This is a genomic window from Aquitalea aquatilis, from assembly GCF_005155025.1.
Lineage (GTDB): Bacteria > Pseudomonadota > Gammaproteobacteria > Burkholderiales > Chromobacteriaceae > Aquitalea > Aquitalea aquatilis.
The window spans coordinates 1,973,553-2,000,185 of the sequence record NZ_CP039731.1; the positions used below are offsets into that span (position 1 = coordinate 1,973,553).

Below are 26,633 nucleotides of genomic sequence, written 5' to 3' on the forward strand. Positions count from 1 at the left end.
CAGGCAGATTCCAGCTGTGCTTCAGCAGCGGCTGATAGCCGCGTGGCCGCGATTTGTTGCATTGCGCAAAGGCAGATGGGCATTGTCGAACAATGGCCTTGCTTTTATGGCGAAGATCGGGCCAGAATCGAAGTCCGACATATCAACCTTTCTATATAAGAAGCAAGCATGGCACTCATCGTACAAAAGTACGGCGGTACCTCGATGGGCTCTGCGGAGCGCATCAAGAACGTGGCCCGCCGTGTCGCCAAATGGAAAGCGCAGGGACATGATGTCGTAGTAGTGGTATCTGCCATGAGCGGCGAAACCAACCGACTGATTGCCCTTGCCAAAGAGATCCAGGCCTATCCGGACCCGCGCGAGCTGGACGTGATCATTTCCACCGGCGAACAAGTCACCATCGGCCTCCTGGCCATGGCACTCAAGGAAATTGGCGTCGACGCCAAGAGCTACTGTGGCTGGCAAGTGCGCGTCACCACCGACGACTCGCACAACAAGGCACGTATTCAATCCATCGACGAAGCCGCCATGCGGACAGACCTCGCGGCCGGTTCGGTCGTGGTGGTGGCAGGCTTCCAGGGCATTGATGAAAACGGCAACATCACCACGCTGGGTCGTGGTGGTTCCGACACTTCCGCCGTGGCGCTGGCCGCTGCGCTGAAGGCCGACGAATGCCAGATCTACACCGATGTCGACGGTGTCTACACCACCGATCCGCGCGTCGTGCCGGATGCCCGCCGTCTCAAGACCATTACCTTCGAGGAAATGATCGAGATGGCCTCGCTGGGCTCCAAGGTATTGCAGATCCGTTCGGTGGAATTCGCCGGGAAATACAAGGTACGTCTGCGTGTACTGTCCAGCTTCGAAGAGGAAGGGGAAGGCACGCTGATTACGTTCGAGGAAGATGAAAACATGGAAAAGGCCGTAGTTGCAGGCATCGCGTTTGACCGTAACGAAGCACGCATCAATGTGAAGGGCGTACCCGACAAGCCGGGCATCGCTTACCAGATTCTGGGCCCGATTGCCGATGCCAACATCGAAGTCGACATGATCATCCAGAACGTGGGCGAAAACGGCACGACCGATTTCTCCTTCACCGTGCCGCGCGGCGAATTCCCGCGCACCATGGACATCCTGCGCGAAGTGCAAACCCATATCGGCGCCGCCAAGATCGATGCCGACGACAAGGTAGCCAAGATCTCCATCGTCGGCGTGGGCATGCGCTCGCACTGTGGCGTGGCCTCCACCATGTTCCGCACCCTGGCGGAAGAGGGCATCAATATCCAGATGATTTCCACTTCGGAAATCAAGGTATCGGTGCTGGTGGACGAGAAATACCTGGAGCTGGGCGTGCGCGTTCTGCACAAGGTATTTGGTCTGGATCAGCCGGCATAATTTTTTAGGTAGATGCTTGACAGGGCGCGCCAGCTTGCTTAATATGGCGCTCTCTGAACGGAGAAATGGCCGAGTGGTCGAAGGCACTTCCCTGCTAAGGAAGCATACGGGCTTAAACCTGTATCGAGGGTTCGAATCCCTCTTTCTCCGCCAGAATCTGCACCCGTAGCTCAGTTGGATAGAGTATTTGGCTACGAACCAAAGGGTCGGGCGTTCGAATCGCTCCGGGTGCACCAAAGTCCCTATAGTTTAGCGGTTAGAACACCGCCCTTTCACGGCGGTAGCCGGGGTTCGATTCCCCGTGGGGACGCCAGGATTCAAGATCAAGCCCAGTCGCAAGACTGGGCTTTTTCGTTTCTGTTTTCCTTTTCCCTGTTGCGGTATTCCTGCCGTACGTGTTTCCTTCCAGTTCGGCAAGCAGACCATACATGGCCTGCTTGCCTGATCATCGCTATTGCCGTGCCATGCAGGCCTGGTAGCGCACATTCACCTTGTCGGCAAACCATTGTGTGGTCAGCTTGCGGCTGATTTTCGGGCTGTGCAGGTCGATCTGCGGCATGCGTTCGCGTGGCTGGGGCTTGCCGGCCTGCTTGTCTGCCAGTGCAAACAGCTTGCGGTACAGCTCGCTTTGCGCAAAGGCGCTGTTCTTCTCCTGCTGCAAATCCCGTTCGATCTCGCCTTGTTTCATGTCCAGTTTTGTCTTGAGTTCCAGCAGCGCCCGGTAGCTGCTGCCACTGGCCTGTTTGCCGCTATAGCTGAGCAAATCGCCATCCAGTGCCAGCTTGCGGCCGGTGAGCTGGCTGAGCGCGGCCTGGAATGCCGCATTGCGGCTGCTGTAGCGCCCGGCATTGAAGTCGGCGAAGCGATAGCGCATGTCCTGATAGGGAGCCGGGTATTGCAGCAGGATGGCGCTGCCAAAATACACGCCGCCACGGCGGGTGAAGACGTCATTGCGGATGCTGTTGCCGGTCTGGTAAGGATAGGGCCAGATTTTGACGTGGGCTTCGGCAAACTCCACGCTTACCTGCATCGGCCCGCCGGTGCGAATGGGGTTCTTCATATTCATCGGCAGCCCCAGCTTGCTGGCTTCGGCTGACATGTCTTCGAATAACAGATTCATCTCGCGCTCGGTGCGCAGATTGTCTATGCGTGATTTGTAGCTTTTGCCATTGGGCGAGGTTTTCAGCAGGGCGGCTTTGACCACCGGCAGCGGTACCAGGTATTTGTTGGCACGCTCGCCGATCTTGCCCCAGACAATGGCTGGCAGATTAGGCACGCCGGGGTCGCCTTGCCAGCTGGATTCCTGCTCGATCACCGCGGCTACGGCGCAGAAATTGTCGGCTCGGTAGGGGAGCTTGAGTGCGGTAAAGGCACTCAGGATGTCATTGTTCCAGCCCTGGCGATCACCGATGCCAGGTGGCAGCAGGCGGTTCAACAAGGTGCGTGCCTGGCTTTCTGTCAGCGGTGCTTTGCTGCCGGGGGGAGTGACCGGGCTGATAGTGACGGGTGGGGTGACTGGCGGGGGAGTGGTCACAACCGTGGCGGCGGGCTCGCTGGCTGCGGTAGGGATAACGGGTGCAGGTACTGGTACGGGGGCCAGATTTGTCGGCGTGGTGCTACAGGCGCAAAGCCCGGCTAGCAGCGCCAGGCTGAAAAGATGACGGGTCATACGGATAAAGTCCAAGAGGCCAAGCCGAGACCTTAGGCTATCTGCGCCGGTGCGGCAATGCTTGCAGTCTTGCCGTATCGGCAAGCATGGGCCGCTCAGGCAGGAAAATGCTGTTGCTGGCCGCGCTGTTATTTACAATGCATGACCGGGCCGGCGCAAACATCAGCGCCCAGCAACAAGCCACAGGTGGGAGAGACCGATGATTTATCTATATAGCGCGCAAGACGGCGAGCAGTACCGCCAGTTACTGCAGCAAGCGCTGCCACAGCGGCAGGTAGTCTGCTGGCCGCAGCCGGTGGAGGCTACGCAGGTGCGGCATGCCGTGGTGTGGAATCCGCCGGCCGGTTTTTTTGCCGGCATGACGCAATTGCAGGCGGTATTCGTACTGGGTGCCGGTGTGGATCGCATTCTGCGCCGTGATGATCTGGACCCGGCGGTGCCGGTGATCCGGCTGAGCGATGCCGGCATGGCGCAGCAGATGCTGGAGTACGTGCTCTACGGTGTGCTGCATGTGCAGCGCCGCATGGACCAGTATCAGCGCCAGCAACAGCACCGTCAGTGGCAGGCGCTGGCTGCTACGGCTGCCGGCCAGACCCGGATTGGCGTGTTGGGGCTGGGAGAGATTGGTGGCAGGGTGGCGCAAGGCCTGGCGGCAATGGGCTACGAGGTGGCTGGCTGGAGCAGGCAGGGGCGGCAGTTGCCGGGCGTGGCTGATTTTGTCGGTGAGCAGGGCTTACCTGCCTTGCTGGCGCGCAGTGACATCCTGATCAATCTGCTGCCGGCCACGGCAGAAACCCGTGGTTTGCTGAACAGCCAGCTATTGCGGCAACTACCGCGTGGTGCGGCGCTGATCAATGCCGGGCGTGGCGAGCAAGTGGACGAAGCGGCCCTGCTGGGCATGCTGGATAGCGGCCATCTGCGCTTTGCCTTGCTGGATGTGTTTGTAGTGGAGCCGTTGGAGAGTGTCCATCCATTGTGGCGCCACCCGGCGGTGCTGCTGACACCGCATATTGCCGCCATGACGCTGGCCGAGCCGGCGGTGGCGCAGATTGTGGCCAATCTGCAGGCGCTGCAGCAAGGTGTGCCGCCGCAGGGCCTGGTGCTGAGAGAGCGCGGTTACTGAGCGGGCAGTACCGCCAGCGGGTTGGTGGCCCGGCCCTGGTGGCGCAGCTCGAAATGCAGCATGTCGCGTGTACTGCCGGAGCGGCCTAGCGTGGCAATTTGCTGCCCGGCTTTGACTGCCTGGCCTTCTTTCACCAGCAGCGTCTGGTTGTGGGCATAGGCGGTGAGGTAATCATTGCCATGCTTGATGATGAGCAGGTTGCCATAGGCGCGTATGCCCTTGCCGGCATAGGCTACGGTGCCGCTGGCGGCCGCACGCACCGGGTCGCCTGCTTTGCCCGCGATGTCGATGCCCTTGTTGCTGCTGCCATTGAACTTGCCAATTAATTGCCCTGTGGCCGGCCATTGCAGCGTGATGGCGCTGGCGACCGGGCGTGCTGGCGTGCTGGTGGCCGGTTTGACTGGTGGCTTGGCCTGGGTGGAGCTACTGGTGGCCTGCGGGCTGATGCGCAGAAGCTGGCCGGCATTGATGCTGGCCGGGTCTTTCAGTTGATTCCAGCTCACCAGATTGCCGACGCTCTGGCGATGCTTGAGCGCAATGCGGTACAGCGTGTCACCGGGCTGAACACGGTAAAAGCCTGCCGGTGCCGGCGGGTAGTCTGGTAGCGTGCTGCAGGCGGTGATGACCAGTATCAGCAGCAGGTAACAGCGGCGAAGAAGGGATTGCATGCGGGCATTTTAGCATTGCCCTGCACTACCGGCCGACTTGGCTGGTTTTCGTGCCGTTTGCCCACTAAGCTGAAAGCCCCGCTGCAGTTTTGAAAGGAGTGCACGATGGCCGATGAACCGTTCTCGCCACAGAGCTTTCCCTATGCCGTAGAAGTGGAGGCCGGCAAGCATTACTGGTGGTGCGCCTGTGGACAAAGCGACAAGCAGCCGTTCTGCGATGGCAGTCATGCCGGCTCCTGTTTCAGCCCGGTGGAGTATGTGGCCGAGCAAAGCGGGCTGGTTTACTTCTGTGGCTGCAAGTTGAGTGAAGGCAAGCCCTTGTGCGATGGTTCGCACAGCCAGCTGTCCTGAGCTGTTGGTGTTGTAAAGAAAAACCCCGCCAAGGCGGGGTTTCTTGTGACTGGCTGATCAGCGGATGATGGGCTTGTAGCGGATACGCTTGGGCTTGGCACCTTCTTCGCCCAGACGCTTTTTCTTGTCGGCTTCGTATTCCTGATAGTTGCCGTCAAAGAAGGTCCACTGCGATTCGCCTTCCGCCGCCAGGATATGGGTGGCGATACGGTCGAGGAACCAGCGGTCGTGGGAGATCACGAACACGGTGCCGGCGAATTCCAGCAGCGCATCTTCCAGCGCACGCAAGGTTTCCACGTCCAGGTCATTGGACGGTTCATCCAGCAGCAGCACATTGCCGCCCTTGAGCAGGGTCTTGGCCAGATGCAGACGGCCACGTTCACCCCCAGACAGCATGCCTACCTTCTTCTGCTGATCGGCACCCTTGAAGTTGAAGCGGCCCAGATAGGCGCGGCTGGACATTTCAAAGCGGCCAACCGTCAGGATGTCGGCACCACCGGACACGTCGTCGAATACGGTCTTGTCGTCTTCCAGGCCTTCGCGGCTCTGTTCGACAAAGGCCATCTGTACGGTCTGGCCGATACTCACGCTACCGGAGTCCGGCTGCTCCTTGCCGGCAATCATCTTGAACAGCGTTGATTTACCGGCACCGTTGGGGCCGATGATGCCGACGATGGCACCAGCCGGTGCCTTGAACGACAGGTTGTCGATCAGCAGGCGGTCGCCAAAGCCCTTGGACACACCGTCGAATTCGATCACTTCATTACCCAGGCGCTCGGCTACGGGGATGAAGATTTCCTGGGTTTCGTTGCGCTTCTGGGTTTCGTAGCTGGACAGTTCTTCGAAGCGGGCAATACGCGCCTTGGACTTGGCCTGGCGGCCCTTGGGGTTCTGGCGCACCCATTCCAGTTCCTGCTTCATCGCCTTCATGCGCGCGCCTTCGCTCTTGGCTTCCTTCTCCAGGCGCTCTTCCTTCTGCTCCAGCCAGCTGGAGTAGTTGCCCTTCCACGGGATGCCTTCGCCACGGTCCAGTTCCAGAATCCATTCGGCCGCGTTGTCGAGGAAGTAGCGGTCGTGGGTGACGGCTACCACGGTGCCGGGGAAGCGCACCAGGAATTGTTCCAGCCACTCTACCGATTCGGCGTCCAGGTGGTTGGTCGGCTCATCCAGCAGCAGCATGTCGGGCTTGGACAGCAGCAGCTTGCACAGCGCCACGCGGCGCTTTTCACCACCGGACAGCGGGCCGATCTTGGCGTCCCACGGCGGCAGACGCAGTGCGTCGGCGGCCAGTTCCAGCTGCAGTTGTACATTGTCACCGGCACCGGCGGAGATGATGGCTTCCAGCTTGGCCTGTTCTTCGGCCAGGGCGTCGAAGTCGGCATCTTCTTCGGCGTAGGCGGCATACACTTCTTCCAGACGCTTTTGCGCGCCCATCACATCACCCATGCCGCTTTCCACTTCTTCGCGCACGGATTTTTCCGGGTCCAACTGCGGTTCCTGCGGCAGGTAGCCGATTTTCACGCCCGGCAGATGCTGGACTTCACCGTCGTATTCCTTGTCCACATTGGCCATGATGCGCAGCACGGTGGATTTGCCCGAGCCGTTCAGACCCAACAGGCCGATCTTGGCACCGGGGAAGAAGGACAGCGAAATATCCTTGATGATCTGGCGCTTGGGCGGCACCACTTTGCTCACGCGGAGCATAGACATTACATATTGAGCCATGAGGGACCACGCAGAAGGTAATCGTTAATGGGGGGATTCTACCAAAAGCAGGCCGCGCTGGCGTTGCCTGCTTTCGAGACTGCTTTACCAGAACCAGGCGAGGATGGCGGTGGTGAGCATGGCGAAGGCACAGCCGATCTTGGCGGCGGTACCGACCAGAAAGCCGGCCAGCGTGCCCACACCCACGCGACCGGCCTGCCAGGCGTCGCGCCGGGCAATGAATTCGCCAATCATGGCACCCACCAGCGGCCCCAGAATGACGCCGGCCAGCCCCATGGGCAGACCGGCAATGCTACCAATAAAGGCGCCCCACAAGGCTTGTTTGCTGGCACCGGTCATCTTGGCGCCCAGCAGGCCGGCGAGAAAATCGACGGCAACGCCACACAGGGTGATCAGCGTCAGGATGGTGAGCGATAGGCTGCCCAGGTGCTGGAAGTCATCGACCCAGCCGATGAGCAGCATGCCGCCCAGCATCAGCGGCAGACCGGGCAGAGCGGGAAACAGGACGCCGGCCATGCCGATGATGATCAGCAGGCTGGCTAGCAAGTAGAGCAGGATAGTCACGTGGGCTCCTCGAAGTAGCGGCAACACCATGAGAAAGCGGCCGGGCGACGGAAGTTCCGCCGGCCGGCCGCCATGTCATCTGCCTGCTGGGCTCAGGTTTTAGCGGGCGTATTCTTCCAGCAGCACGTTCTGTGCGCAGCGCTCCTTGCCACGGCTGGGGCGACGCTTGTAGCTGCCGTCAGATTGCATGTCCCAGGCGTTGACATTGTCTTCCAGGTACAGGCGCAGCGCTTCCTTGATGATGCGGCGCTTGACCTTGGGGTCGAGGATGGGCGAGCAGGTTTCAATGCGGCGGAACAGGTTGCGGCCCATCCAGTCGGCACTGGCGATGTAGAGGTTTTCCTGCTTGTCGTTATAGAAGTAGTAGACACGCGGATGCTCGAGGAAGCGGCCGACCACCGAGCGCACGGTGATGTTTTCCGACAGGCCCGGCACGCCCGGGCGCAGGGCGCACACGCCACGGATGATCAGCTGGATCTTCACCCCGGCCTGGCTGGCGCGGTACAGGGCATGAATTACCTGTGGTTCCAGCAGGGCATTCATCTTGGCGATGATCTGCGCCGGACGGCCTTGCTGGGCGTGTTCGATTTCGCGTTCGATGGAGTCGAGCAGCAGGCTGTGCAGGGTAAACGGGCTCTGGTACAGCTGTTTGAGCTGGCTGGCACGACCGAGGCCAGTCAGTTGCACGAAGATGTCGTTCACATCGCTGGCGATGTCTTCGTTGCAGGTCAGCAGGCCCAGGTCGGTATAGAAGCGGGCGGTGCGCGGATGGTAGTTGCCGGTGCCCAGATGCACATAGCGGCGCAGGCGTTTGTCTTCGCGGCGGATCACCATCAGCATCTTGGCATGGACCTTGTAGCCGAACACGCCGTATACCACGTGTGCGCCGGCATCTTCCAGGTGGCTGGCCCAGCTGATGTTGGCTTCTTCATCGAAGCGCGCCATCAACTCCAGCACCACGGTGACCTGCTTGCCGGCACGGGCAGCGGCAATCAGCGATTCCATCAGCACCGAGTCGGTACCGGTGCGATATACCGTCATCTTGATGGCCACGACCTGCGGGTCGGTGGCGGCCAGATTCAGCATGTCGATGACCGGCTGGAAGCTCTGGAAGGGGTGATGCAGCAGGATATCGCCCTTGCGGATGGCGTCGAACAGCGGCACTTTCTTGTCCAGCTGGTCGGGCAGGGAGGGTACGAAGGGCGGGAATTTCAGGTCGGGACGGTCGACCAGATCCGGCACCTGCATCAGGCGTACCAGATTGACCGGGCCGTTGACGCGGTAGACATCCTGCTTTTTCAGATTGAACTGGGTGAGCAGGAATTCTTCCATGTGCGGCGGGCAGGTATCGGCGATTTCCAGCCGTACTGCATCGCCAAACTGGCGCTGACGCAATTCGCCTTGCAGGGCGGTGCGCAGGTTTTTCAGGTCTTCGTCTTCCACCGTCAGTTCGCTGTCGCGGGTGACGCGGAACTGGTAGCAGCCCTTGACCGTCATGCCGAGGAACAGCTCGTGCACATGCGAGTGCAGGATGGAGGACAGGAAAACAAAGGTATGGGGGTGGCCGTTGCACACTTCCGGCGGCACCTTGATCACGCGCGGCAGGATGCGCGGGGCCTGCACGATGGCGATGTCAGACTGGCGGCCAAAGGCATCGCGTCCTTCCAGTTCCACCGCGAAGTTGAGCGATTTGTTCAACACCTTGGGGAAGGGGTGGGACGGGTCCAGTCCGATGGGGGTAAGGATGGGCAGCAGCTCGTTACTGAAGAAATCATGCACCCATTGCTGTTGCTGCTCGGTCCATTCAGTACGGCGCAGGAAAATGATGTCTTCCTGACGCAGCGCCGGGAACAATACATCACTCATCACGGCGTATTGCTGGCGGACCAGTTCGTGCGAGGCGGCTGATACCTTGGCCATGATCTGTGCCGGTGTCGAGCCGTCGGCCAGAATGCGGCTGGGGGTGAGCAGGGCGGTATCCTTCAGCCAGGCCATGCGTACTTCGAAAAACTCGTCCAGATTGGAGGAGACGATGCACAGGTACTTCAGGCGCTCCAGCAGCGGCAGGCTTGGGTCTTCGGCCTGAGCCAGTACTCTGCGGTTGAATTCGATCAGGCCCAGTTCACGGTTGAGCAGCAACTCGTGGGTTTGTGACATACGGTTTCGCGCCAATAATTGAGAGTGATTGAGACAAAAAAGCCCTCGGTCAGGAGGGCTCTGCGTATTGCTTACTGCTGCGGCGGCGTGTAGCCGGCTGGTGCATCTGCACCGGCACCGAAGAAATAGGCTTCCAGCTGCGCTGCCAGATACTGGCGGGCACGGGCATCGGCCAGGCTCAGGCGGTTTTCGTTGATCAGCATGGTCTGATAACGCAACCAGCCTTGCCAGGCTTCCTTGGAAACACTTTCATACACACGCTTGCCAAGCTCGCCCGGCAACGGGGGGAAGTCGAGACCTTCAGCCTCGCGACCCAGCTTGATGCAATTGACGTTTCTTGCCATTGCGAATCCTTGCAAAAGTTAAACCGAATATACTGCAGTATTGTGTCACAGACATGAAACCCTTCCAACCATGCCACGGCTGTGGCTGAAGGTGGGTTTACAGCTGTTTGACGAATATTTTCGAGCGGCGCTGATTGTTGTAGAAGGCCTGGCGCGCCAGTGGCAACTGGCCACGGCCGGCTTCGGCAAAACCGCGCTCGACAAACCAGTGTGCGGTCTGGGTGGTCAGCACGAACAAGGCTTTCAGGCCCTGGGTGCGCGCCTGGTATTCCACATGCTTGAGCAGGGTTTCGCCAAAGCGGCCTTCGCGCCGCTCGGGTGCTACCGCCAGGCAAGCCAGCTCGGCCATGCCGGCCTCGGGGAAGGCGTGCATGGCCACGCAGCCATAAATCTTGCCGTCGTGTTCCAGCACCGAATACTGGGAGATTTCCATTTCCAGGTGTTCGCGACTGCGCTTGACCAGAATGCCTTGTTCTTCCAGCGGGCGAATCAGATTGAGTATGGGCCCGACATCATCAATGCTGGCGCTGCGCACCTTCACCAGCGAATCGCGCGCAATCATGGTGCCGGTGCCGCCATTGGTAAACAGCTCAGCCAGTAGCGAGCCATCTTCATGATGGCTGACCAGATGCGCGCGCGGGATGCCGTCGCGGGTGGCTTTCACGGCATAGGGCAGGTAGGCGGTGACATCGCGTTGCAAGTGACCGGCCTGCAGCAGGTCTTCGGCCTGCTGGGCGGTGAGCGAACTGACATGCTGACCCAGCTCGTTGGTGACGCCACGACCCTCGATCACAAAGATAAGCTTCTCGGCTTTCAGTGCCGAGGCCAGTTGGGCGGCCATTTCTTCCATGGTCAGGTTGAAGGCTTCGCCGGTGACTGAATAACCGACCGGCGACAGCAAGACCAGCTCGCCGGCAGTCAGCCGGGTATTGATGCCGTCCACATCGATGCGCCGTACCTGTCCGGTGTACTGCATGTCCACACCATCGAGCACACCCAGCGGCTGGGCGGTGATGAAATTGCCACCGGCCACGCGCAGATGAGCGCCGAACATGGGGGAATTGGGCATACCCATCGACAGTTGTGCCTCGATGCCGTGCCGGGTAACGCCACAGGCTTGCTTGACGATTTCCATGGTACTGGCATCGGTCACTCGTCGGTCGCGGTGGAACAGCCGGTTCAGTCCGAAGCGCTTGAGCAGGGCTTCGATCTGGGGGCGGATGCCATGCACCAGCACCACGCGCACACCCAGACTGACCAGCAGATTGATATCCTGCGACAGATTGTAAAAACCGCCCTCCATCACTGCTTCGCCGCTGATGGCGAGCACGAAGGTTTTACCACGAAAGGTATTGATGTAAGGGGCGGCTTCACGGAATGAGAGGACAAATTCCCGATTCAGCATTGTTGGATTGGCTCCCGCCATGGAAGGACTTCAGAAGTGACAAGCCTAGCAGGAATAGGACGGCATGGGCAGGGCTTTTGCCACCTGTCATCTGCGGGGAAGAAACGAAAACAGCCACCCCGCACGTGGCGGGGTGGCTGTCTGAGGCGGTATCAATTACCTTGTTTGATCAGGAGCTGCTGCACCTTGAGGATGTTCAGACCTTGCGATAGCTGGTAATCCTGCTTCGGATTGGGTTCGCGCGGATTATCCGGGCTGGCGTTCTTGTCATCCTGCTGCTTGGGCGCTTCCTGCTTGAGCGGAGCGGCCACCGGCGGTTTTGCCGGTTTGCTCGCCTTGGCCGGAGCGTCGTCGCCATTGGGGTTGGCCAGATGGTTTTCCAGATCCACTTCGCGCACGCGCAGGGCCTGGTCGGCGGCCGTCACGGTAGCGTCTTCCACCACCACATCCGGCACAATGCCCTTGGCCTGGATGGAGCGACCGCTTGGCGTGAAGTAGCGGGCGGTAGTCAGCTTGATGCCACCGGCACTGCCCAGCGGCAGGATGGATTGCACCGAGCCTTTGCCGAAGGTCTGGGTACCCACCAGCACAGCGCGCTTGTGGTCTTGCAGCGCACCAGCGACGATTTCCGAGGCCGAGGCCGAGCCGCCGTTGACCAGCACCACCAGCGGTACTTTGTGGGTTTCCTGCGGCAGGACCGACAGCGGATCGGGCATGCCCGGGCGGCCGTAGTTCTGCGGCGTGGCAGTCAGCTTCATCTTGGCATCGGCGGTGCGGCCTTCGGTGTAGACCACCAGCGCATCCTTGGGCAGGAAGGCGGCGGATACGCCAACGGCGCTGGTCAGCAGGCCACCGGGGTCATCACGCAGATCAAGCACCAGGCCCTTGAGCGGCTGCTTGTTCTGCTTGGTCATGCTGGCCACGGCTTCGGCCAGGTTCTCGGTGGTGTGTTCCTGGAACTGGGTGATGCGGACATAGCCGTAGCCCGGTTCCAGCAGCTTGAACTTGACGCTCTTGGTTTTGATGATGGCGCGGTTGAGGGTGAATACCAGCGGTTTGGTTTCACTCTTGCGGGCAATGGTCAGCGTGACCTTGGTGCCGGGTTTGCCACGCATGCGCTTGACCGCATCGTTCAACGACAGGCCACGTACCGGGGTGTCATCGATCTTGATGATGAGGTCGCCACTCTTGATGCCAGCCTTTTGCGCCGGCGTGTCTTCAATCGGCGAGACGACTTTTACCAGGCCGTCTTCGGCACCGATTTCAATGCCCAGACCACCGAATTCGCCCTGGGTACCTTCACGCAATTCCTTGAAAGCGTCGGCATCCATGTAGTCGGAATGCGGGTCCAGTCCGCTGAGCATGCCCTTGATGGCTTCGGTGATCAGCTTTTTGTCATCGACCGGATCAACATAATCCTGCTTGATGCGGCCAAATACTTCGGCAAAGGTACGTAATTCGTTCAGCGGCAGCGCAGTGGGTTCCTTGCCGGCAAAAGCCTGCACACTGAGGGTAAGGGCGCCGCCGGCCAGAGCGCCGGCCGCGAGCCAGGCAATTTTTTTCATGCGATGACTAGTCATATTGTGTGTTGGTCTCCGATACCGCGGGTGGCTTAGCGTACCCAGGTTTGCGGGTTGAGAGGTCGTCCCATATGCCGGATTTCAAAGTACAGGCCGGATTCGCCGCTGTCCAGTGCGCCTGTGTTGCCGAGTGTTTCACCTGCTTTGACCGAACTGCCCACGCTCTTGCCGATGGAGGACAGGCCGGTATACACCGTGAGGTAATTGCCGCCATGGTCAATGATCACGGCGTTGCCGAATCCGCGCAGCGCATCAGCATACACTACGTTGCCGTCGGCGACCGCATGCACGGCCTGACCCGCTGCCGTTTTGATGAACAGGCCCTTCCACGAAGTCCCTTCACTACGGGCGCTGCCAAAGCGGCCGGCCAGTACGCCTGATACCGGCATTTTCATGCGGCCCTGCAGGCTGGTGAAAGCCTTGCCGGCAGCGCTGTTGTCTGCCACATCGTCGACGGGTTTTTCCTGTGGCACCGGCACGGTTTTCTTGGCTACTTCCGGCACCGGCTTGCCTTGCTTGCGGGCGTTTTCGGCCAGCTTGCGACGGCGCTCGTTTTCCTTCTTCGCCGCCATGGCCGCGGCCTGTCTGGCCTTGCGTTCTTCTGCCGCCTTGCGGGCGGCTTCCTTGCGGCGGCGTTCGATTTCCTGATTGATCTGGGCAATCAGGTTGGTCAGCCGCTTTTCATCCTCTTGCAGCTTGCCCAAGCGGCTTTGCCCGGCCTGGATTTCTCCGGACAGCTTGTTCAATTGGGCCTGCTTGCTGGTTTTGTTGTTGAGCAGGGCGCTTTTTTCCCGGCTCTTGTGATTCGACAGGGCGTCCAGCCGGGCCAGCTCCTGTTCCAGTTGGTAGGTGAGCGCTTCCAGTTCGTGCTGGTGGGTAATCAGCTGCGCCACCATCTGCTGCTGGGCTTTGGCAATGTGCTGGTAGTACACCATGTCGCGCGAGGTCTGGTTGGGGTCGTCGGCGTTGAGCATCAGCTTCATGGCGTCGTGATCGCCATTCTTGTACTGCCTGGCCAGCATCTGCGCGACATGCTGCCGAGTGGTAGCCAGCTTGTTTGCGGTGTCTTGTACTTGCTTGCGCAGCTCGGCCAGTTGTTGTGCCGAATTGCTTTGCTTGTTTTCCAGCGTGGCAATCACCTTGCTGGTCTTGGCGATGGCCTGTTCCGACTCCTGAATGGCCGATTTGGCTTCCTGCTGTACCACCTGCTTCTGGGCGAGGTCCTTTTTCAAGCTGTCGATTTCCTTGCGCACCGATTGCAGATTCTGCTGCTGTGGTGCGGTAGACAGGGGAGGAGAGGCAGTGGGTGTCGCGGCGTGGGCCGCGCCGGCCAGCAGGGCGAACAGCAGTATCGGTTTCATTCCATTATCGCTTCGGATTAAGCCTGTGGCCTGCATGATAACAGGCGGATGCGGAGGGATGTGGCCGGAGAGGCAGCCGGTCTGCATGGCAGACCGGCGCAGCGACTTACTGGAAGTCGATCAGCGAACGGCCGGTCATTTCTTCCGGCTGGGGCAGGCCCATCATGGCCAGCAGCGACGGCGAGATGTCTCGCAGTGCGCCACCTTCCTTGATCTTGGCTTTGCGGCCGATGTAAAGGAAGGGCACCTTGTCCAGCGTGTGCTGGGTGTGCGGCTGGTGATGCACAGAGTCGAACATCTGCTCGCAGTTCCCGTGATCGGCGGTGATCAGCACTTCGCCGCCGGCGGCGCGCATGGCATCCACGCAGCGCTTGATGCAGCCATCCAGTGCCTCTACCGCCTTCACTGCCGCATCGAACTTGCCGGTATGGCCCACCATATCGCCATTGGCGTAATTGCAGATGATGGCCTGATATTTGCCCGAGGCAATGGCTTCCACGATGTGGTCGGTCACCTGGGCCGCGTTCATTTCCGGCTGCAAGTCGTAGGTGGCTACCTTGGGCGAGGGCACGAGGATGCGCTCTTCACCCGGATACACCTGCTCTTCTCCACCATTGAAGAAGTAGGTGACGTGCGGATATTTTTCTGTTTCGGCAATGCGCAGCTGCTGCAGGCCCTGTGCGGACAGGTATTCGCCCAGACCATTGCTGATTTTTTGCGGAGCATAGGCCACCGGATTGCGGTAAGCCTCGCCATACGAGGTGAGGGTGGCGAACAGGCCCAACTTGGGCTGGCGGGCGCTAAAGCCGCTGAAGGCCGGGTCGGTCAGTGCGGTGGTGAGCTGGCGGGCGCGGTCGGCGCGGAAATTCATGAACAGGGCGACATCGCCGTCCTGCATCTTCACTGGCTGGCCGATGCTGGTGGCTGCGACGAATTCGTCGTTCTCGTCGCGAGCATAGGCTGCGGTCAATGCAGCCAGACCGCTATCGGCATGGTACAGACCTTCGCCTTCCACCAGCAGGCGATAGGCAGGCTCTACCCGCTCCCAGCGTTTGTCGCGATCCATGGCCCAGTAACGGCCGGTGACCGATACCAGACGCGCTGCCGGGCAGTCCGCCAGCACCTCATCCAGACGCTTGAGGTAGGTTTCTGCACTGCGCGGCGGGGTGTCGCGGCCATCCAGGAAGGCATGCACGTAAATCTTGCTGACGCCCGCGGCCTGAGCGGCACGGATCAGGGCAAAAATGTGATTTTCATGGCTGTGGACGCCGCCATCGGACAACAGGCCCATCACGTGCAGCGCAGAGGTTTTTGCTTGCTGGATGGCTTGTTGCAGGACAGGGTTCTGGTCGAAACGGTTTTCTTCGATATCGCAATCGATGCGGCTGATGTCTTGTTGGACAATCCGACCAGCGCCGATGTTGAGATGGCCGACTTCCGAGTTGCCAAACTGCCCTTTGGGAAGGCCAACATGGCCTTCGGAGGCATCGATGACACCGTAGGGAAAAGCCTGTTTCAGTGCGTTCCAGGTGGGGGTATTGGCATGCAGGATGGCGTTGTCGTCGCCCTCCAGTCGGTGTCCGAAGCCGTCGAGGATGAGGAGTAATACCGGTGTGATAGCTGTCATGATGTCCACAATCAGAATATTAGAAATTCTTGATGGTATTGATTTTTTTAGTTAGTATTGTACCGTAGTCAAACCAATATAAATACGCATTGCAATCTACTTAGGAGCAGAGCTTGCTGTTCAACGATGACCAGATCGAACAGTCCTCGAGGGCGATGAAGGCAATGTCGCATCCCTTGCGGTTGAAGATCATTTCGGTACTGGGCGACCAGGAAGTCAGTGTGCAGGATATTGTGGAACAGGTGGGAACCTCGCAGAGCAATATCTCGCAACATCTGGCCATCATGCGCGACAAAGGTGTGCTGCGAACACGCAAGGATGCGAACCGGGTTTATTACCGCGTTGGCGATATCCGGACACTGGAAGTGCTCAAGATGATGCGTGAAGTATTCTGTGGTTTTGTCGACTGACCCATCTGCCAGCCGATATCAATGAAAAAAGGCCGCTCAGCGGCCTTTCTTGCGTCTTACATACAGCGTTTTGTTAACGGTGGCGACAATATCGCCAGCCTGATCCCGGATATCAACCTGCAGCTCCGGCAGATATTTCTCGCCGCCGGCGGTACGTTGGCGGATGTCCTGCAATTGCATCTCGTCCAGGCGGAAGCGCGCGCTGACCACGCCGGTGCCGGGCTTGTGGTATTCGATGGAGCCGGCCTTGTCCCACACCACATAGTCCGGGCCGAGCGACTGTATCAGCATCAGCATGAAAAACGGGTCGGTCATTGAATACAGGCTGCCACCGAAGTGCACGCCGACATAATTGCGGTTGGTCAGACCAAGCCGCAAGCGCACATCAACTTGTTTCCAGTCGGCGGCAATGTGGCAAACCTTGATGCCCGCTCCCAGAAAGGGCGGCCACAGGTTGATGATGGTCTTGATCAGGCGCGGCGAAGGTTTCAACATGGCTGCATTCAAACGGTTGTTTGATTTACATGCTCGGCAAAAAGCTGATCCATGTCAAGTAAACCTGTTTTCGGTTCGTCTGCTTTCAGAATGGCAATTCTGGCTGCGCGCCTTGCGGATGATCGATGATGGCTTCGGTGATGCCTTCGGCCAGACGGAGCAGCACTCTCTCCTGATTCAACAACTCTTGTGGCGATTTAACTGCCTGCCCGTCGCGCTTTTGAACAATGGCATAGCCACGGCTGAGCACCGCTTCCGGGTTCATTGCCTCCAGTGTGGCGTGATGTCGCTGTAGCAATTGCTGTTGTCGGTCCAGCGTCTGGCTGATGCCACGTTGCATGCGCTCGGCCAGGCGGGCAAGGTGTTGCTGCTGCTGGGCAAGCTGTGGCTGGTGCCGCTGCATGCGGCTGCTGGCCAGTTGCAGTGCCCAGCGCCGGCGTGAGAACAGGGTGTCCAGCCCGCGCTGCATACGGTCGCAGGCCTGGGTCAGGGCTAGGGCCTGACGGCGCAGCTTGTCGCCGGGATGTGCCAGACGACGGGCCAGATAGTCCAGTCGTTGGGACTTGTCGGTCAGCAGACGGGACAAGGCCCGCTCCAGCCCGCGCTTGCCTTGCTCCAGTTGCAGCCGCAGTTGTTCCTGACTGGGAGAAACCAGCTCGGCAGCGGCCGTCGGGGTGGGGGCCCGGCGGTCGGCAACAAAGTCGCAGATGGTGAAATCGGTTTCGTGGCCAACGCCGCTGACGGTGGGAATGCTGCAGGCGGCAAGGGCGCGGGCAACGATCTCCTCGTTGAATGACCACAAGTCTTCGATGCTGCCGCCACCCCGGCAGACAATCAGTACTTCCACTTCCTGCCGGGTCGAGGCTTGCTGGATGGCGGTGGCAATTTGCCGGGCGGCCGCTTCTCCCTGCACCTGTGCCGGGTAGAGGATGACGGGAATGCCAGGCATGCGTCGAGCCAGGGTGGTGACGACATCGCGCAGTGCTGCCGCTGCTGGAGAGGTGACGATGCCGATGGCGCGTGGGTGCGGCGGCAAGGCACGCTTGCGGGCCTGATCGAACAAACCCTCGGCATTCAGCTTGGCTTTGAGCTTTTCAAATGCTTCGTACAGTCGGCCCAGTCCGGCCGAGCGCATGGTATCGACATTGATCTGGAAGTCACCGCGGGCTTCGTACAGGGTGACCAGTCCTTTGAGTTCCACCTGCATGCCTTCGGCCAGGCGGAAGGGGAGCAGGCTCAGCTTGTGACGGAACATGACGCAGCGTATTTGTGCGCCGCCATCCTTGAGCGAGAAATAGGCGTGACCGGAGGCTGCCAGCGTCAGATTGGATATTTCTCCGCCGATCCACATGGGGGGCAGGCCCGATTCGAGCAGGTCGCGCGCCATGCGGTTAAGCGAGGAGACACTGATAACGTCGTTGGCCGAGGTATTGAAATTCATGGTTGTCAAGTCATCCACAGCAGGAATACCGTTTTTTGTCGTCTGTAAATTGTCGGACAATGCTTTTGGCTGGGGGTATGTTGCTTTGATTAAATTCTTTTAAAAACAATAGCTTGTGTATTTTGTTCAAATTGCGTGCAGCCGGATGAAAGCGCCGTGCCAGCAGGATATGAGCGGTCTGTTCACAAGCTTATCAACAAAGTTATCCACAGCATCTGTGGATGCGGCCAAATTTCCCTTAGAAAATCGACTCTTAGCGAATTTCCTTACATTGGTTTGGGAAATGTCTTTTTTTATTACCGGCAAGTCTCTGACTACGGTTGCCGAGAACCCTGGCAACCGCTAAAGTTTAGCGTTTAGCTAAAGCTTTGGAGAATGTTTCGTGTGGTCAATCATTGAAGCGGCCGGCTGGCCGATCTGGACCATCATTCTGGCCTCGGTCATTTCGCTGGCCATCATCTTCGAGCGGCTGTTCAGTTTGCGCGCATCGCTGATCGTGCCGGATGGCCTGCTGGCGCAGACTGTAACCGAATATCGCCGGGTTGGCGCCTCTGCAGACCTGCTGCAATTACTCAACAAGCACTCACCGCTGGGCAAGCTGTTTGCCGCCGGCCTGCGCAATGTCAGCGTTAGCCGCGAGGTAATGAAAGACGCCATCGAGGACGAAGGCCGCGTGGTGGCGCATCAACTGGAACGCTTTCTGAATACGCTGGGCACCATCGCGGCCATGGCCCCCTTGCTGGGTCTGCTGGGTACGGTGATCGGCATGATCGAGATTTTCGGGTCGCAGGCTCCGGGCGGTTCTTCCAATCCCCAGCAACTGGCACATGGTATTTCCATTGCGCTGTACAACACCGCCTTTGGTTTGATCGTGGCCATTCCCAGCATGATGTTCTATCGCCACTTCCGCGCCCGCGTGGATGGCTTGCTGGTCGAGATGGAGTCCCAGGCGGTGAAACTGGTGGAAGTGCTGCACGGCGACCGCCAGAACGGCAGCAAGTCATGAATTTTCGTCGCGGACGGCAACGCGAGGAGCCGGAAATCAACTTCATCCCGATGATTGATTTGCTGCTGGTGATCCTGATTTTCCTGATGGTCACCACCACCTATTCCAAATTCGCCGAGCTGAAGATCAATCTGCCCAGTGCCCAGGCCGAAACCAGCCAGCCTGTGGCTACCGAGATCACGGTAGCGGTGGCGGCTTCCGGTGAAATGGAGGTGGCAGGACACAAGCTGGCCGCCGGCGACAAATCTGCCTTGCAGGTGCAGTTGCGCGATGCAGCTGCCGGCAAGAAAGACCCGGTGATCATCATCAACGCCGATGCCAAGGCGACTCATCAGTCGGTAGTGAGTGTCATGGAGGCCGCACGGGCTGCTGGCCTGACCCAGCTGACTTTTGCCACGCAAAACAGCACACCGTGAGTCGCATCAGTCAACGTATCGAACGCCACTGGTATCAACCTACTTGGTGGCTGACAGCCCTTCTGGCTCCGCTGGAAGGGCTGTTTGCACTGGTGTCGGCGCTGCGGCGCACGGCTTATCGCCTGCGACTGCTGCGCAGCCATAAGCTGGCGGTGCCGGTGGTGGTGATTGGCAACATCAATGTGGGTGGTGTCGGTAAAACACCGCTGACCTTGAGTCTGCTGGCCAGCTTGCAAGCCCAGGGCGTGCGGGTGGGGGTGGTGAGTCGTGGCTATGGCGGGACGCACCGGCAGCCAAGGTTGGTGAGTGCCGACTGTAGCCCGGAACTGGTGGGGGACGAGCCACTGCTGTTGGCTGCCAGTGGTGCACCGGTTGTGGTGGGACGGGACCGGGTTGCCGCCGGTGAATGGTTACTGCACTGCCATCCTGATTTGCAATTGATCCTGACCGATGACGGCCTGCAGCACTACCGGCTGGCCCGCACACTGGAAGTGGTGGTGCTGGACGGTGGGCGCGGTCTGGGCAATGGCCATTTGTTGCCGGCAGGCCCGCTGCGTGAGCCGGCCGCACGTCTTGCCAGCGTAGATGCGGTGGTGGTGAATGGCGCAGCCTCCTCCCTGGCACTGCCTGCCACTTTGCCATGCTTTCAGATGCGGCTGAGTGCAGAGCGCCTGGTGGCGCTGGCCGATCCGGCACGGAGTCGCAGCGTGGCGGATTTCGGTGCCGAGCCGGTGCTGGCATTGGCGGGTATCGGTCACCCCGAGCGTTTTTTCAACACCTTGCAAGGCCTGGGATTTTCGCTGCAGCACTGCCTCAGCTTTCCTGATCACCACGATTTCAGCGCGGCGGATTTGCCTGCTGGCGACAGCCCCATCATCGTCACCAGCAAAGATGCGGTGAAATTGCGGCGGGTGATTCATGATGCGGCGCAGCGTGCTAGACTATGGGTCTTGCCGGTTACGGCACAGCTGACGCCGGATCTGGCGGGCTGGCTACTTTCCCGATTGAAGATAAGACATGGACGCTAAATTTCTGGACATCCTGGTGTGCCCGCTGTGCAAGGGCCCGCTGGTATTCGACAAGGCCCAGCAGGAACTGATCTGCAAGGGCGATCGTCTGGCATTCCCGGTGGGGGACGGCATCCCGATGATGCTGGAAACCGAAGCGCGCGAACTGCCGCCGGAAGAAGAAGTAAAATGAGCGGTTTTGCCGTCGTCATCCCTGCGCGCATGGCCTCCAGCCGTTTGCCGGGCAAGCCGCTGGCTGATCTGGCCGGCAAGCCCATGGTGGTGCGGGTGGCCGAGCAGGCGGCAAAAAGTGCAGCCAGCCAGGTGGTGGTGGCTACCGACCATGCCGATATCTTGCAAGCCTGTGCTGCACATGGCATCGCCGCGGTGATGACGCGTGTTGATCACGCCAGCGGCACCGACCGCCTGGCCGAGGTCGCACAGCAGATGCAGTGGGATGACGCGCAGATCGTGGTCAACGTTCAGGGCGATGAGCCCTTGATCGATCCGGCACTGATCGACCGCTTGGCCGCCCTGATGGCCGAGACCAAGGTGCCAATGGCCACCGTGGCCCACCCGTTTCATGCAGCACAAGATATGTTCAATCCCAATGTGGTCAAGGTTGTGCTGGACCATGCTGGGCGGGCCCTGTATTTCAGCCGGGCGCCCATTCCCTATGCCCGTGACGCGTTTGTACACGATACAAGCGTCTTGCCAGCCGACCTACCGGTCTTGCGGCACATCGGCATGTATGCCTATCAGGCAGGTTTTTTGCAGACTTACAGCTCATTGAGCCCGGCACCGCTGGAGCAGTTCGAAGCACTGGAACAGCTGCGCGTGCTGTGGCATGGCTACCCCATCATGGTGGCCACGGTGAGTGAAGCACCCGCGGCCGGCGTGGATACGCCGGAAGACTTGGAACGGGTGCGTGCCGTACTGGCCGGGCGCTGAGCGCCGGGCAAGGCCGCAGCAGAAGACGGCCGATGAACACCAAACACAATAAACGACATACAAACTGACGGGAGTAATTATGCGATTGATTCTGTTGGGCGCTCCGGGCGCTGGCAAGGGCACTCAGGCCAACTATATTCGTGAACAGTTCGGCATTCCGCAGATTTCCACTGGCGACATGCTGCGTGCGGCCGTCAAGGCTGGCACCCCGCTGGGCCTGGAAGCCAAATCCATCATGGATGCCGGCGGTCTGGTGCGCGACGACATCATCATCGGTCTGGTCAAGGAACGTATCGCCGAAGCCGATTGTGTCAACGGTTTTCTGTTCGACGGTTTCCCGCGTACCATTCCGCAAGCCGAAGCCATGATTGCTGCCGGCGTGGATATCGACTACGTGGTTGAGATTGATGTGCCGGATGCGGCCATCGTTGAGCGCATGGCTGGCCGTCGTGTACATCTGGCCTCCGGTCGTACCTACCACATCACCTTCAATCCGCCGAAAGTGGCCGGCAAGGATGACGAGACCGGTGAAGACTTGATCCAGCGTGATGACGACCACGAAGAAACCGTGAAAAAGCGTCTGGCGGTGTATCACGAGCAAACCGAAGTGCTGGTGGGCTTCTATGGCGAGCGCGCTGCCAGCGGCGATGCCAAGGCTCCCAAGTACGTCAAGATCGATGGCACCCAGCCGGTAGATGTCGTGCGTGGCAATGTATTGAAGGCGCTGGGCGCCTGAGCTGCAGACTGAGTGCTTGATGAAACAAAGCGGGCTGCGGCCCGCTTTGTTATTGCTGTCGCAGCATTTTCGCCTTGCCCATGCTTGTATTGCGATGAATTGACGCTATCTTGCTGGTATACACTGGAACTGTGGTGGTGTTTTGCTTGCCCAAGCCTGTCCGGGGCGGCAGCTTCGGTTTTGCCATATTTCCTGCCGGGCAAGAGAAAGAGGTGTTATGTATTACGGAGAGCGCTTCAACGGGATTTCCCACCTGGTGGGCACCGTGCTGGCCATTACCGGGCTGATCAGCCTGGTGTATGTGGCGGCAGAGCAGGGCGATCCCTGGAAAATTGTCAGCTTCAGCCTGTATGGTTCTACGCTGGTGCTGCTGTATCTGATTTCCACGCTGTATCACAGCGCCAGAGGACGGGCCAAGGCCATTTTGCAGAAGTGTGACCATTCGGCCATCTATTTGCTGATTGCCGGCAGCTACACGCCGTATTGTCTGGTCACCTTGCGTGGAGCCTGGGGCTGGACACTGTTCGGTCTGAGTTGGGGCCTGGCCATTTTCGGCATTATCCAGGAGTTGACACTGGGGCGGCGCACCCGGCTGCTGTCGATGATTCTGTATGTGGTGATGGGCTGGCTGGTGGTGATTGCCATGCAGCCGCTGATTGCCGCCATGTCCTGGGGCGGGCTGTTCTGGCTGGCCTTGGGCGGCCTGATTTACAGCGTGGGTATTTACTGGTTTCTCAATGACGAGAAAATCCGCCATGGCCACGGTATCTGGCACTTGTTTGTGCTGGGTGGCAGCATCTGCCAGTTTGTCAGTGTGATGTTTTACGTCGCCTGATTAGCGCCGCCTGACCATGACAAAGCCGCCACAGCGTATGCTGCTGGCGGCTTTGTCATGGGGATGGATTTGCTTACAGTTCAAAGGGCAGCCTGCCTTCGTCCACCATATCGCACAGCGCACTGACCACTACCGGATCAAACTGGCTGCCTGCGCGGCTGCGGATATAGTCCAGGGTTTCCGTCAGCTCCCATGGCTCCTTGTAGGGGCGCTTGTTCAGCAGGGCATCAAACACATCCACCACCGCCACAATGCGGGCAGAGAGCGGTATTTGCTGCTCTTTGAGCTTGTTCGGGTAGCCATTGCCATCGAAGTGCTCGTGGTGGCCGCCGGCAATTTCAGAACCCAGTGACAGATAGCTCTGCCCCTCCACCATCTGTGCCGATTTGGCCAGGATGCTGGCACCAATACCGGCGTGCTGCTCCATGATGCGCCGCTCGTCGGGGTCCAGCTTGCCCGGTTTGAACAGAATGTGATCCGGCGTGCCGACCTTGCCGACATCGTGCAGGATGCTGGCCATGCCCACCATGTCCATGAATTCGGCAGTGAGCAAGTCCAGATACTGCCCGCGCTGGCGGATTTCGCCGGCAATGGCATCGGTGAGCTTCTGCACCCGCAGCACGTGGGCACCGGTATCGGTATCACGATATTCAGCCAGCGCTGCCAGGGCCACCACGGTGGCTTCCTGCGAATGGCGCAGCTGGTTGTAGAGATAAAGGTTGTCGTAGGCCGAGGAAATACGCTGGCAGAACACCTCCAGCAGATTGCGCTCTACATCGTCCAGCGGCCAGGGCGGGGTGAAGTGTACGGCGAATTCGCGCCCGTTCTGCGCGGTAATGCACAGCACATCATAGGGGTGCTGGTAGATATTGCGCTTTTCCTGCAAGGCCTGCCGGATGGCGCTGGCCAGTTCCGGGTAGTCGTCCAGGCTGCCACTTTCCAGCAGGCTTTCATAGGCACCGGCTGCGGCCAGGATTTCCAGTTGTGGCCGGCCCGTCATGTCTGGCGTGCTTTCCACGCAGAGAATGCCATCGGTGCCCACATCCAGAATGGCGCTGATCTGCTTGAGCACGCCAGAGGCGAACTCCTTCAGCGAGAACATCTGGTATAGATCGGCCGCCCCTTCCAGAATCTTGGCCAGACCCTGACGGTTTTTTTCGATGGTGATCAGGTTCTCGTAGGCCCGCAGCGAGGCGATGACCGTGGTAAACAGCTTTTGTACCGTCAGCTCGGTCTTGGTTTTGTAGTCGTTGATATCGTAGTTGAGGATGACTTCCTGTTCCGGTGCCTGGCCGGGTTGGCCGGTGCGCAGCACGATGCGGGTGGTGCTGATCTGCAGTTCCTCGCGGATGCGGCGCACCAGGCGCAGGCCGGCGTCATCGGTCTCCATTACCACGTCCAGCAGTATCAGCGCGACGTCGCCATGCTGTTGCAGCATCTGCAGGGCTTCGCCTGCCGAGTAGGCACTGAGCAGCTCGAGTGCACGATCCTTGTAGCGCATATTGCGGATGGCCAGCGCCGTGGCACTGTGGACATCCGGCTCATCATCCACGATCAGGATTTTCCATGGATGCCTGTACGGGGGCACAGGTGCGCTCAGATCTGGCGGATCATCATCCAGCAGCCAGTCGTCGTCATTTGCTTGCTGCTGGCTCATTGGTTGAACTCCTTGTGCTGAATTTCAGGGGCGATGCAGGGAATGGTGATGATGAAGCTACTACCTTTGCCGACTTCGCTGTGCACCTCGATACTGCCACCCAAACGTTGCCGGATGATGTTGTAGACGATATGCAGACCGAGCCCGCTGCCACCGCTGCCACGGCGCGTGGTGAAGAAGGGGTCGAAGATGCGGCTGAGGTTTTCGGCAGGGATGCCCTTGCCGTTATCCTTGATGCTCAGCTTTACATTATTGTTGCTGCTGCGCTCGGCATGGATGCTGATGGCCCCGCCGGGCTTTTCATCAAAGCCATGCACCAGTGCATTGACCAGCAGATTGGTGATGACTTGCGACACCGCTCCCGGATAGCTGTCCAGCAGCAGGTCGTCTTCGCAGGAGATGTCGATGCTGGTCTGCGAGCGCTTGAAGCGCGGCTTGAGACTGGTGACGATTTCACTCAGATAGTCGTTGAGCTGGAAGTCGCGGCGCTGTTCGCTGGTTTGATCCACCGCCACTTGCTTGAAGCTGTGGATCAGGTTGGCGGCGCGTTCTGCATTGGACAGAATCAGTTCGCAGCACTCTTTGGCGGTATCCAGATAAGCCTGGAAGTCGCTTTTCTTGATGCCGCCGTTATCCAGTTTTTCCGTGATATGCAGGGTCGTGGTGGCCAGGTGTGAGGCCGTGGTCAGGGTAATGCCCACCGGTGTGTTGATTTCATGGGCCACGCCAGCCACCAGGCTGCCCAGCGAGGCGAGTTTTTCAGCCTCAACCAGGGTTTGCTGGGTGTGCACCAGCTGGCGCAGGGCCAGCTCGGCATTGTCCTTTTCCAGACGGGCCTGGGCCTCGGCCGCCGTACGCATGGCGAGGTCAGCCGAAATGCGGTCGACAATGCGGTTGAAGCTGCGGGTGACTGCACCGAACTCATCCTGGGTTTCCTGCGAAATGCGTGAGGACTTGGCGTCATCACTGCTGGCCGCCCGATTCAGTGCATCCTGCAAGCGCTTTAGTGGATCGAACACGAAGCGGTTCAGGTTGTAGGTCATCACGAAGAAGATCAACACGTCCAGTACCACGATTTCCAGCAGGATTTCCAGCAAGTGCACCAGTTGGCGGTGTTCCAGCTGGCTACGGGACAGGTAGACGGTGGCTGTGCCGAGCTTTTCGCGGTTCTGGTAGATGATGGGTAAGCTCAGCACATCATCGCTGCTGGGCTTTTCGGATGGTGCCATGTCGCGCAAGGTGTTGCTGTCGCTGCGGATGCGGCCGATGTTCAGGCCAGCGTCACCGGTAATGCGAATGGCCACCACCGAGTTCCAGCCCAGCTCGGCATCCAGTGTCAGGCGGGTGTAGGAGTCGTCCATCTGCCAGACCCCGTGTGGCAGGGACAAGGATAGCCGCGCCTGCAGTGAGGCGCGTTGTGCCTGGTAGTCTGCTTCATCCTGGCTGCGGTTCTGGTTATAAGACAACAGACCGGTGATTGCCACGATCACGGTCACCCCCATCATCAGCCAGAGCCTGAGCTTTGATTTGATACTGTTCATTGCTTTTATTATCCCTCTTACCCTGTTTGAATCCTAGAAACTCAACACGGGAATTGCTACAACTGTTTGCTAAGCATGTTGGCATCGCAGTATGAAGCTGTCACGGCTGTTATGCGTGATGGGGATAATTTAATGGTTTACGCTTGCAAATGGCAGCACAACCAGCAGG

General features: G+C 59.4%; 25 protein-coding genes and 3 tRNA genes. 14 read left to right on the plus strand and 14 right to left on the minus strand.

The genetic code is table 11. The features are described from left to right. The first annotated feature begins 168 nt into the window (after positions 1-168). The 4 genes from FAZ30_RS09230 (at position 169) to FAZ30_RS09245 (ending at position 1,708) form a co-directional block, all read left to right on the plus strand. Positions 169-1,395, plus strand: a complete 1,227-nt coding sequence (locus FAZ30_RS09230) for an aspartate kinase (RefSeq protein WP_059286973.1) — start codon at positions 169-171, stop codon at positions 1,393-1,395. A gap of 59 nt (positions 1,396-1,454) precedes the next feature. Beyond that, positions 1,455-1,548 (plus strand) — tRNA-Ser (locus tag FAZ30_RS09235). A gap of 6 nt (positions 1,549-1,554) precedes the next feature. Next, positions 1,555-1,631 (plus strand) — tRNA-Arg (locus FAZ30_RS09240). Positions 1,632-1,633: 2 nt separating this feature from the next. After that, a tRNA-Glu gene (locus FAZ30_RS09245) sits at positions 1,634-1,708 on the plus strand. 138 nt (positions 1,709-1,846) lie between these two features. Here FAZ30_RS09245 and FAZ30_RS09250 read toward each other — a convergent pair. Continuing rightward, positions 1,847-3,064 (minus strand): DUF1615 domain-containing protein, encoded by a 1,218-nt coding sequence (locus FAZ30_RS09250; RefSeq protein ID WP_124643112.1) that lies wholly within the window; start codon positions 3,062-3,064, stop codon positions 1,847-1,849. Positions 3,065-3,263: 199 nt separating this feature from the next. Between FAZ30_RS09250 and FAZ30_RS09255 the strand changes: the two genes are divergently transcribed. After that, the gene (locus tag FAZ30_RS09255; RefSeq protein ID WP_124643110.1) at positions 3,264-4,187 is read left to right on the plus strand and encodes a 2-hydroxyacid dehydrogenase; all 924 of its coding nucleotides are present in this window, start codon (positions 3,264-3,266) and stop codon (positions 4,185-4,187) included. Here the strand turns inward: FAZ30_RS09255 and FAZ30_RS09260 are convergent. Then, positions 4,181-4,855, minus strand: coding sequence for a peptidoglycan DD-metalloendopeptidase family protein (locus tag FAZ30_RS09260; RefSeq protein ID WP_124643108.1), 675 nt, complete (start codon positions 4,853-4,855; stop codon positions 4,181-4,183). The genes FAZ30_RS09255 and FAZ30_RS09260 overlap by 7 nt on opposite strands. A 105-nt stretch (positions 4,856-4,960) precedes the next feature. On the opposite strand from FAZ30_RS09260, the gene FAZ30_RS09265 reads away from it, so the two are divergent. After that, entirely contained in the window at positions 4,961-5,206 is a 246-nt protein-coding gene (locus FAZ30_RS09265) for a CDGSH iron-sulfur domain-containing protein (RefSeq protein WP_103524883.1), read from the plus strand. A 57-nt stretch (positions 5,207-5,263) separates the two neighbouring features. On the opposite strand, the gene ettA is transcribed toward FAZ30_RS09265, so the two are convergent. The 8 genes from ettA to gpmI all read right to left on the minus strand — a co-directional run bounded on the left by ettA (position 5,264) and on the right by gpmI (position 15,969). Further along, positions 5,264-6,931: an energy-dependent translational throttle protein EttA gene (ettA, locus tag FAZ30_RS09270; protein ID WP_124643107.1), complete on the minus strand. Its 1,668-nt coding sequence runs from the start codon at positions 6,929-6,931 to the stop codon at positions 5,264-5,266. An 84-nt stretch (positions 6,932-7,015) separates the two neighbouring features. Further along, positions 7,016-7,495: a DUF456 domain-containing protein gene (locus tag FAZ30_RS09275; protein WP_124643105.1), complete on the minus strand. Its 480-nt coding sequence runs from the start codon at positions 7,493-7,495 to the stop codon at positions 7,016-7,018. Between the two features lie 99 nt (positions 7,496-7,594). Beyond that, positions 7,595-9,652 carry a polyphosphate kinase 1 gene (gene ppk1 / locus FAZ30_RS09280; protein ID WP_124643103.1) on the minus strand — a complete coding sequence of 686 codons (2,058 nt, stop codon included), beginning with the start codon at positions 9,650-9,652 and terminating at the stop codon, positions 7,595-7,597. A gap of 71 nt (positions 9,653-9,723) precedes the next feature. Further along, positions 9,724-9,996, minus strand: a complete 273-nt coding sequence (locus tag FAZ30_RS09285; RefSeq protein ID WP_059286551.1) for an oxidative damage protection protein — start codon at positions 9,994-9,996, stop codon at positions 9,724-9,726. 97 nt (positions 9,997-10,093) lie between these two features. Further along, positions 10,094-11,401, minus strand: a complete 1,308-nt coding sequence (gene argA, locus FAZ30_RS09290; protein ID WP_124643101.1) for an amino-acid N-acetyltransferase — start codon at positions 11,399-11,401, stop codon at positions 10,094-10,096. Between the two features lie 152 nt (positions 11,402-11,553). Next, positions 11,554-12,966: a S41 family peptidase gene (locus FAZ30_RS09295; RefSeq protein WP_124643099.1), complete on the minus strand. Its 1,413-nt coding sequence runs from the start codon at positions 12,964-12,966 to the stop codon at positions 11,554-11,556. 47 nt (positions 12,967-13,013) lie between these two features. After that, entirely contained in the window at positions 13,014-14,342 is a 1,329-nt protein-coding gene (locus tag FAZ30_RS09300) for a murein hydrolase activator EnvC family protein (RefSeq protein ID WP_124643097.1), read from the minus strand. A gap of 106 nt (positions 14,343-14,448) precedes the next feature. After that, entirely contained in the window at positions 14,449-15,969 is a 1,521-nt protein-coding gene (gene gpmI, locus FAZ30_RS09305) for a 2,3-bisphosphoglycerate-independent phosphoglycerate mutase (RefSeq protein WP_137009333.1), read from the minus strand. Between the two features lie 113 nt (positions 15,970-16,082). Here gpmI and FAZ30_RS09310 point away from each other — a divergent pair, with 113 nt between their 5' ends. Beyond that, positions 16,083-16,379, plus strand: a complete 297-nt coding sequence (locus tag FAZ30_RS09310) for an ArsR/SmtB family transcription factor (protein ID WP_045845528.1) — start codon at positions 16,083-16,085, stop codon at positions 16,377-16,379. Positions 16,380-16,415: 36 nt separating this feature from the next. Here FAZ30_RS09310 and FAZ30_RS09315 read toward each other — a convergent pair whose 3' ends face one another. Together FAZ30_RS09315 and xseA are read right to left on the minus strand one after the other, a co-directional pair. Then, positions 16,416-16,874 carry a DUF4442 domain-containing protein gene (locus tag FAZ30_RS09315; RefSeq protein ID WP_124643093.1) on the minus strand — a complete coding sequence of 153 codons (459 nt, stop codon included), beginning with the start codon at positions 16,872-16,874 and terminating at the stop codon, positions 16,416-16,418. A gap of 85 nt (positions 16,875-16,959) precedes the next feature. After that, the gene (gene xseA, locus FAZ30_RS09320; protein WP_124643091.1) at positions 16,960-18,315 is read right to left on the minus strand and encodes an exodeoxyribonuclease VII large subunit; all 1,356 of its coding nucleotides are present in this window, start codon (positions 18,313-18,315) and stop codon (positions 16,960-16,962) included. 382 nt (positions 18,316-18,697) lie between these two features. On the opposite strand from xseA, the gene FAZ30_RS09325 reads away from it, so the two are divergent. The 7 genes from FAZ30_RS09325 to trhA all read left to right on the plus strand — a co-directional run bounded on the left by FAZ30_RS09325 (position 18,698) and on the right by trhA (position 23,266). After that, entirely contained in the window at positions 18,698-19,321 is a 624-nt protein-coding gene (locus tag FAZ30_RS09325) for a MotA/TolQ/ExbB proton channel family protein (protein WP_124643089.1), read from the plus strand. Continuing rightward, entirely contained in the window at positions 19,318-19,737 is a 420-nt protein-coding gene (locus tag FAZ30_RS09330; RefSeq protein ID WP_124643087.1) for an ExbD/TolR family protein, read from the plus strand. The genes FAZ30_RS09325 and FAZ30_RS09330 overlap by 4 nt, the downstream gene beginning before the upstream one ends. Then, positions 19,734-20,765, plus strand: a complete 1,032-nt coding sequence (lpxK, locus tag FAZ30_RS09335) for a tetraacyldisaccharide 4'-kinase (RefSeq protein WP_233578395.1) — start codon at positions 19,734-19,736, stop codon at positions 20,763-20,765. The genes FAZ30_RS09330 and lpxK overlap by 4 nt, the downstream gene beginning before the upstream one ends. Next, complete coding sequence (locus FAZ30_RS09340; protein ID WP_137009334.1) at positions 20,755-20,937, plus strand: Trm112 family protein; 183 nt, start codon at positions 20,755-20,757, stop codon at positions 20,935-20,937. Before lpxK ends, FAZ30_RS09340 begins: the two co-directional genes overlap by 11 nt. Then, positions 20,934-21,695 carry a 3-deoxy-manno-octulosonate cytidylyltransferase gene (gene kdsB / locus FAZ30_RS09345; protein ID WP_124643085.1) on the plus strand — a complete coding sequence of 254 codons (762 nt, stop codon included), beginning with the start codon at positions 20,934-20,936 and terminating at the stop codon, positions 21,693-21,695. The genes FAZ30_RS09340 and kdsB overlap by 4 nt, the downstream gene beginning before the upstream one ends. A gap of 79 nt (positions 21,696-21,774) precedes the next feature. Further along, positions 21,775-22,431: an adenylate kinase gene (gene adk, locus FAZ30_RS09350; protein WP_124643083.1), complete on the plus strand. Its 657-nt coding sequence runs from the start codon at positions 21,775-21,777 to the stop codon at positions 22,429-22,431. 217 nt (positions 22,432-22,648) lie between these two features. Continuing rightward, complete coding sequence (gene trhA, locus FAZ30_RS09355) at positions 22,649-23,266, plus strand: PAQR family membrane homeostasis protein TrhA (protein ID WP_103524899.1); 618 nt, start codon at positions 22,649-22,651, stop codon at positions 23,264-23,266. Positions 23,267-23,339: 73 nt separating this feature from the next. Here trhA and FAZ30_RS09360 read toward each other — a convergent pair whose 3' ends face one another. Beyond that, positions 23,340-24,923 (minus strand): DUF3369 domain-containing protein, encoded by a 1,584-nt coding sequence (locus FAZ30_RS09360; protein ID WP_124643080.1) that lies wholly within the window; start codon positions 24,921-24,923, stop codon positions 23,340-23,342. After that, positions 24,920-26,464, minus strand: coding sequence for a sensor histidine kinase (locus tag FAZ30_RS09365; RefSeq protein ID WP_124643078.1), 1,545 nt, complete (start codon positions 26,462-26,464; stop codon positions 24,920-24,922). Before FAZ30_RS09365 ends, FAZ30_RS09360 begins: the two co-directional genes overlap by 4 nt. Between the last annotated feature and the right edge of the window lie 169 nt (positions 26,465-26,633).

Coding starts and splice junctions, on each gene's coding strand:
- FAZ30_RS09295 (WP_124643099.1), bottom strand. CDS start 12,966: ATGAAAAAAATTGCCTGGCTCGCGGCCGGCGCTCTGGCCGGCGGCGCC.
- FAZ30_RS09315 (WP_124643093.1), bottom strand. CDS start 16,874: ATGTTGAAACCTTCGCCGCGCCTGATCAAGACCATCATCAACCTGTGG.
- FAZ30_RS09265 (WP_103524883.1), top strand. CDS start 4,961: ATGGCCGATGAACCGTTCTCGCCACAGAGCTTTCCCTATGCCGTAGAA.
- argA (WP_124643101.1), bottom strand. CDS start 11,401: ATGCTGAATCGGGAATTTGTCCTCTCATTCCGTGAAGCCGCCCCTTAC.
- ettA (WP_124643107.1), bottom strand. CDS start 6,931: ATGGCTCAATATGTAATGTCTATGCTCCGCGTGAGCAAAGTGGTGCCG.
- FAZ30_RS09285 (WP_059286551.1), bottom strand. CDS start 9,996: ATGGCAAGAAACGTCAATTGCATCAAGCTGGGTCGCGAGGCTGAAGGT.
- FAZ30_RS09340 (WP_137009334.1), top strand. CDS start 20,755: ATGGACGCTAAATTTCTGGACATCCTGGTGTGCCCGCTGTGCAAGGGC.
- gpmI (WP_137009333.1), bottom strand. CDS start 15,969: ATGACAGCTATCACACCGGTATTACTCCTCATCCTCGACGGCTTCGGA.
- FAZ30_RS09260 (WP_124643108.1), bottom strand. CDS start 4,855: ATGCAATCCCTTCTTCGCCGCTGTTACCTGCTGCTGATACTGGTCATC.
- FAZ30_RS09360 (WP_124643080.1), bottom strand. CDS start 24,923: ATGAGCCAGCAGCAAGCAAATGACGACGACTGGCTGCTGGATGATGAT.
- FAZ30_RS09230 (WP_059286973.1), top strand. CDS start 169: ATGGCACTCATCGTACAAAAGTACGGCGGTACCTCGATGGGCTCTGCG.
- ppk1 (WP_124643103.1), bottom strand. CDS start 9,652: ATGTCACAAACCCACGAGTTGCTGCTCAACCGTGAACTGGGCCTGATC.
- trhA (WP_103524899.1), top strand. CDS start 22,649: ATGTATTACGGAGAGCGCTTCAACGGGATTTCCCACCTGGTGGGCACC.
- kdsB (WP_124643085.1), top strand. CDS start 20,934: ATGAGCGGTTTTGCCGTCGTCATCCCTGCGCGCATGGCCTCCAGCCGT.
- xseA (WP_124643091.1), bottom strand. CDS start 18,315: ATGAATTTCAATACCTCGGCCAACGACGTTATCAGTGTCTCCTCGCTT.
- FAZ30_RS09300 (WP_124643097.1), bottom strand. CDS start 14,342: ATGAAACCGATACTGCTGTTCGCCCTGCTGGCCGGCGCGGCCCACGCC.
- FAZ30_RS09330 (WP_124643087.1), top strand. CDS start 19,318: ATGAATTTTCGTCGCGGACGGCAACGCGAGGAGCCGGAAATCAACTTC.
- FAZ30_RS09365 (WP_124643078.1), bottom strand. CDS start 26,464: ATGAACAGTATCAAATCAAAGCTCAGGCTCTGGCTGATGATGGGGGTG.
- adk (WP_124643083.1), top strand. CDS start 21,775: ATGCGATTGATTCTGTTGGGCGCTCCGGGCGCTGGCAAGGGCACTCAG.
- FAZ30_RS09255 (WP_124643110.1), top strand. CDS start 3,264: ATGATTTATCTATATAGCGCGCAAGACGGCGAGCAGTACCGCCAGTTA.
- FAZ30_RS09250 (WP_124643112.1), bottom strand. CDS start 3,064: ATGACCCGTCATCTTTTCAGCCTGGCGCTGCTAGCCGGGCTTTGCGCC.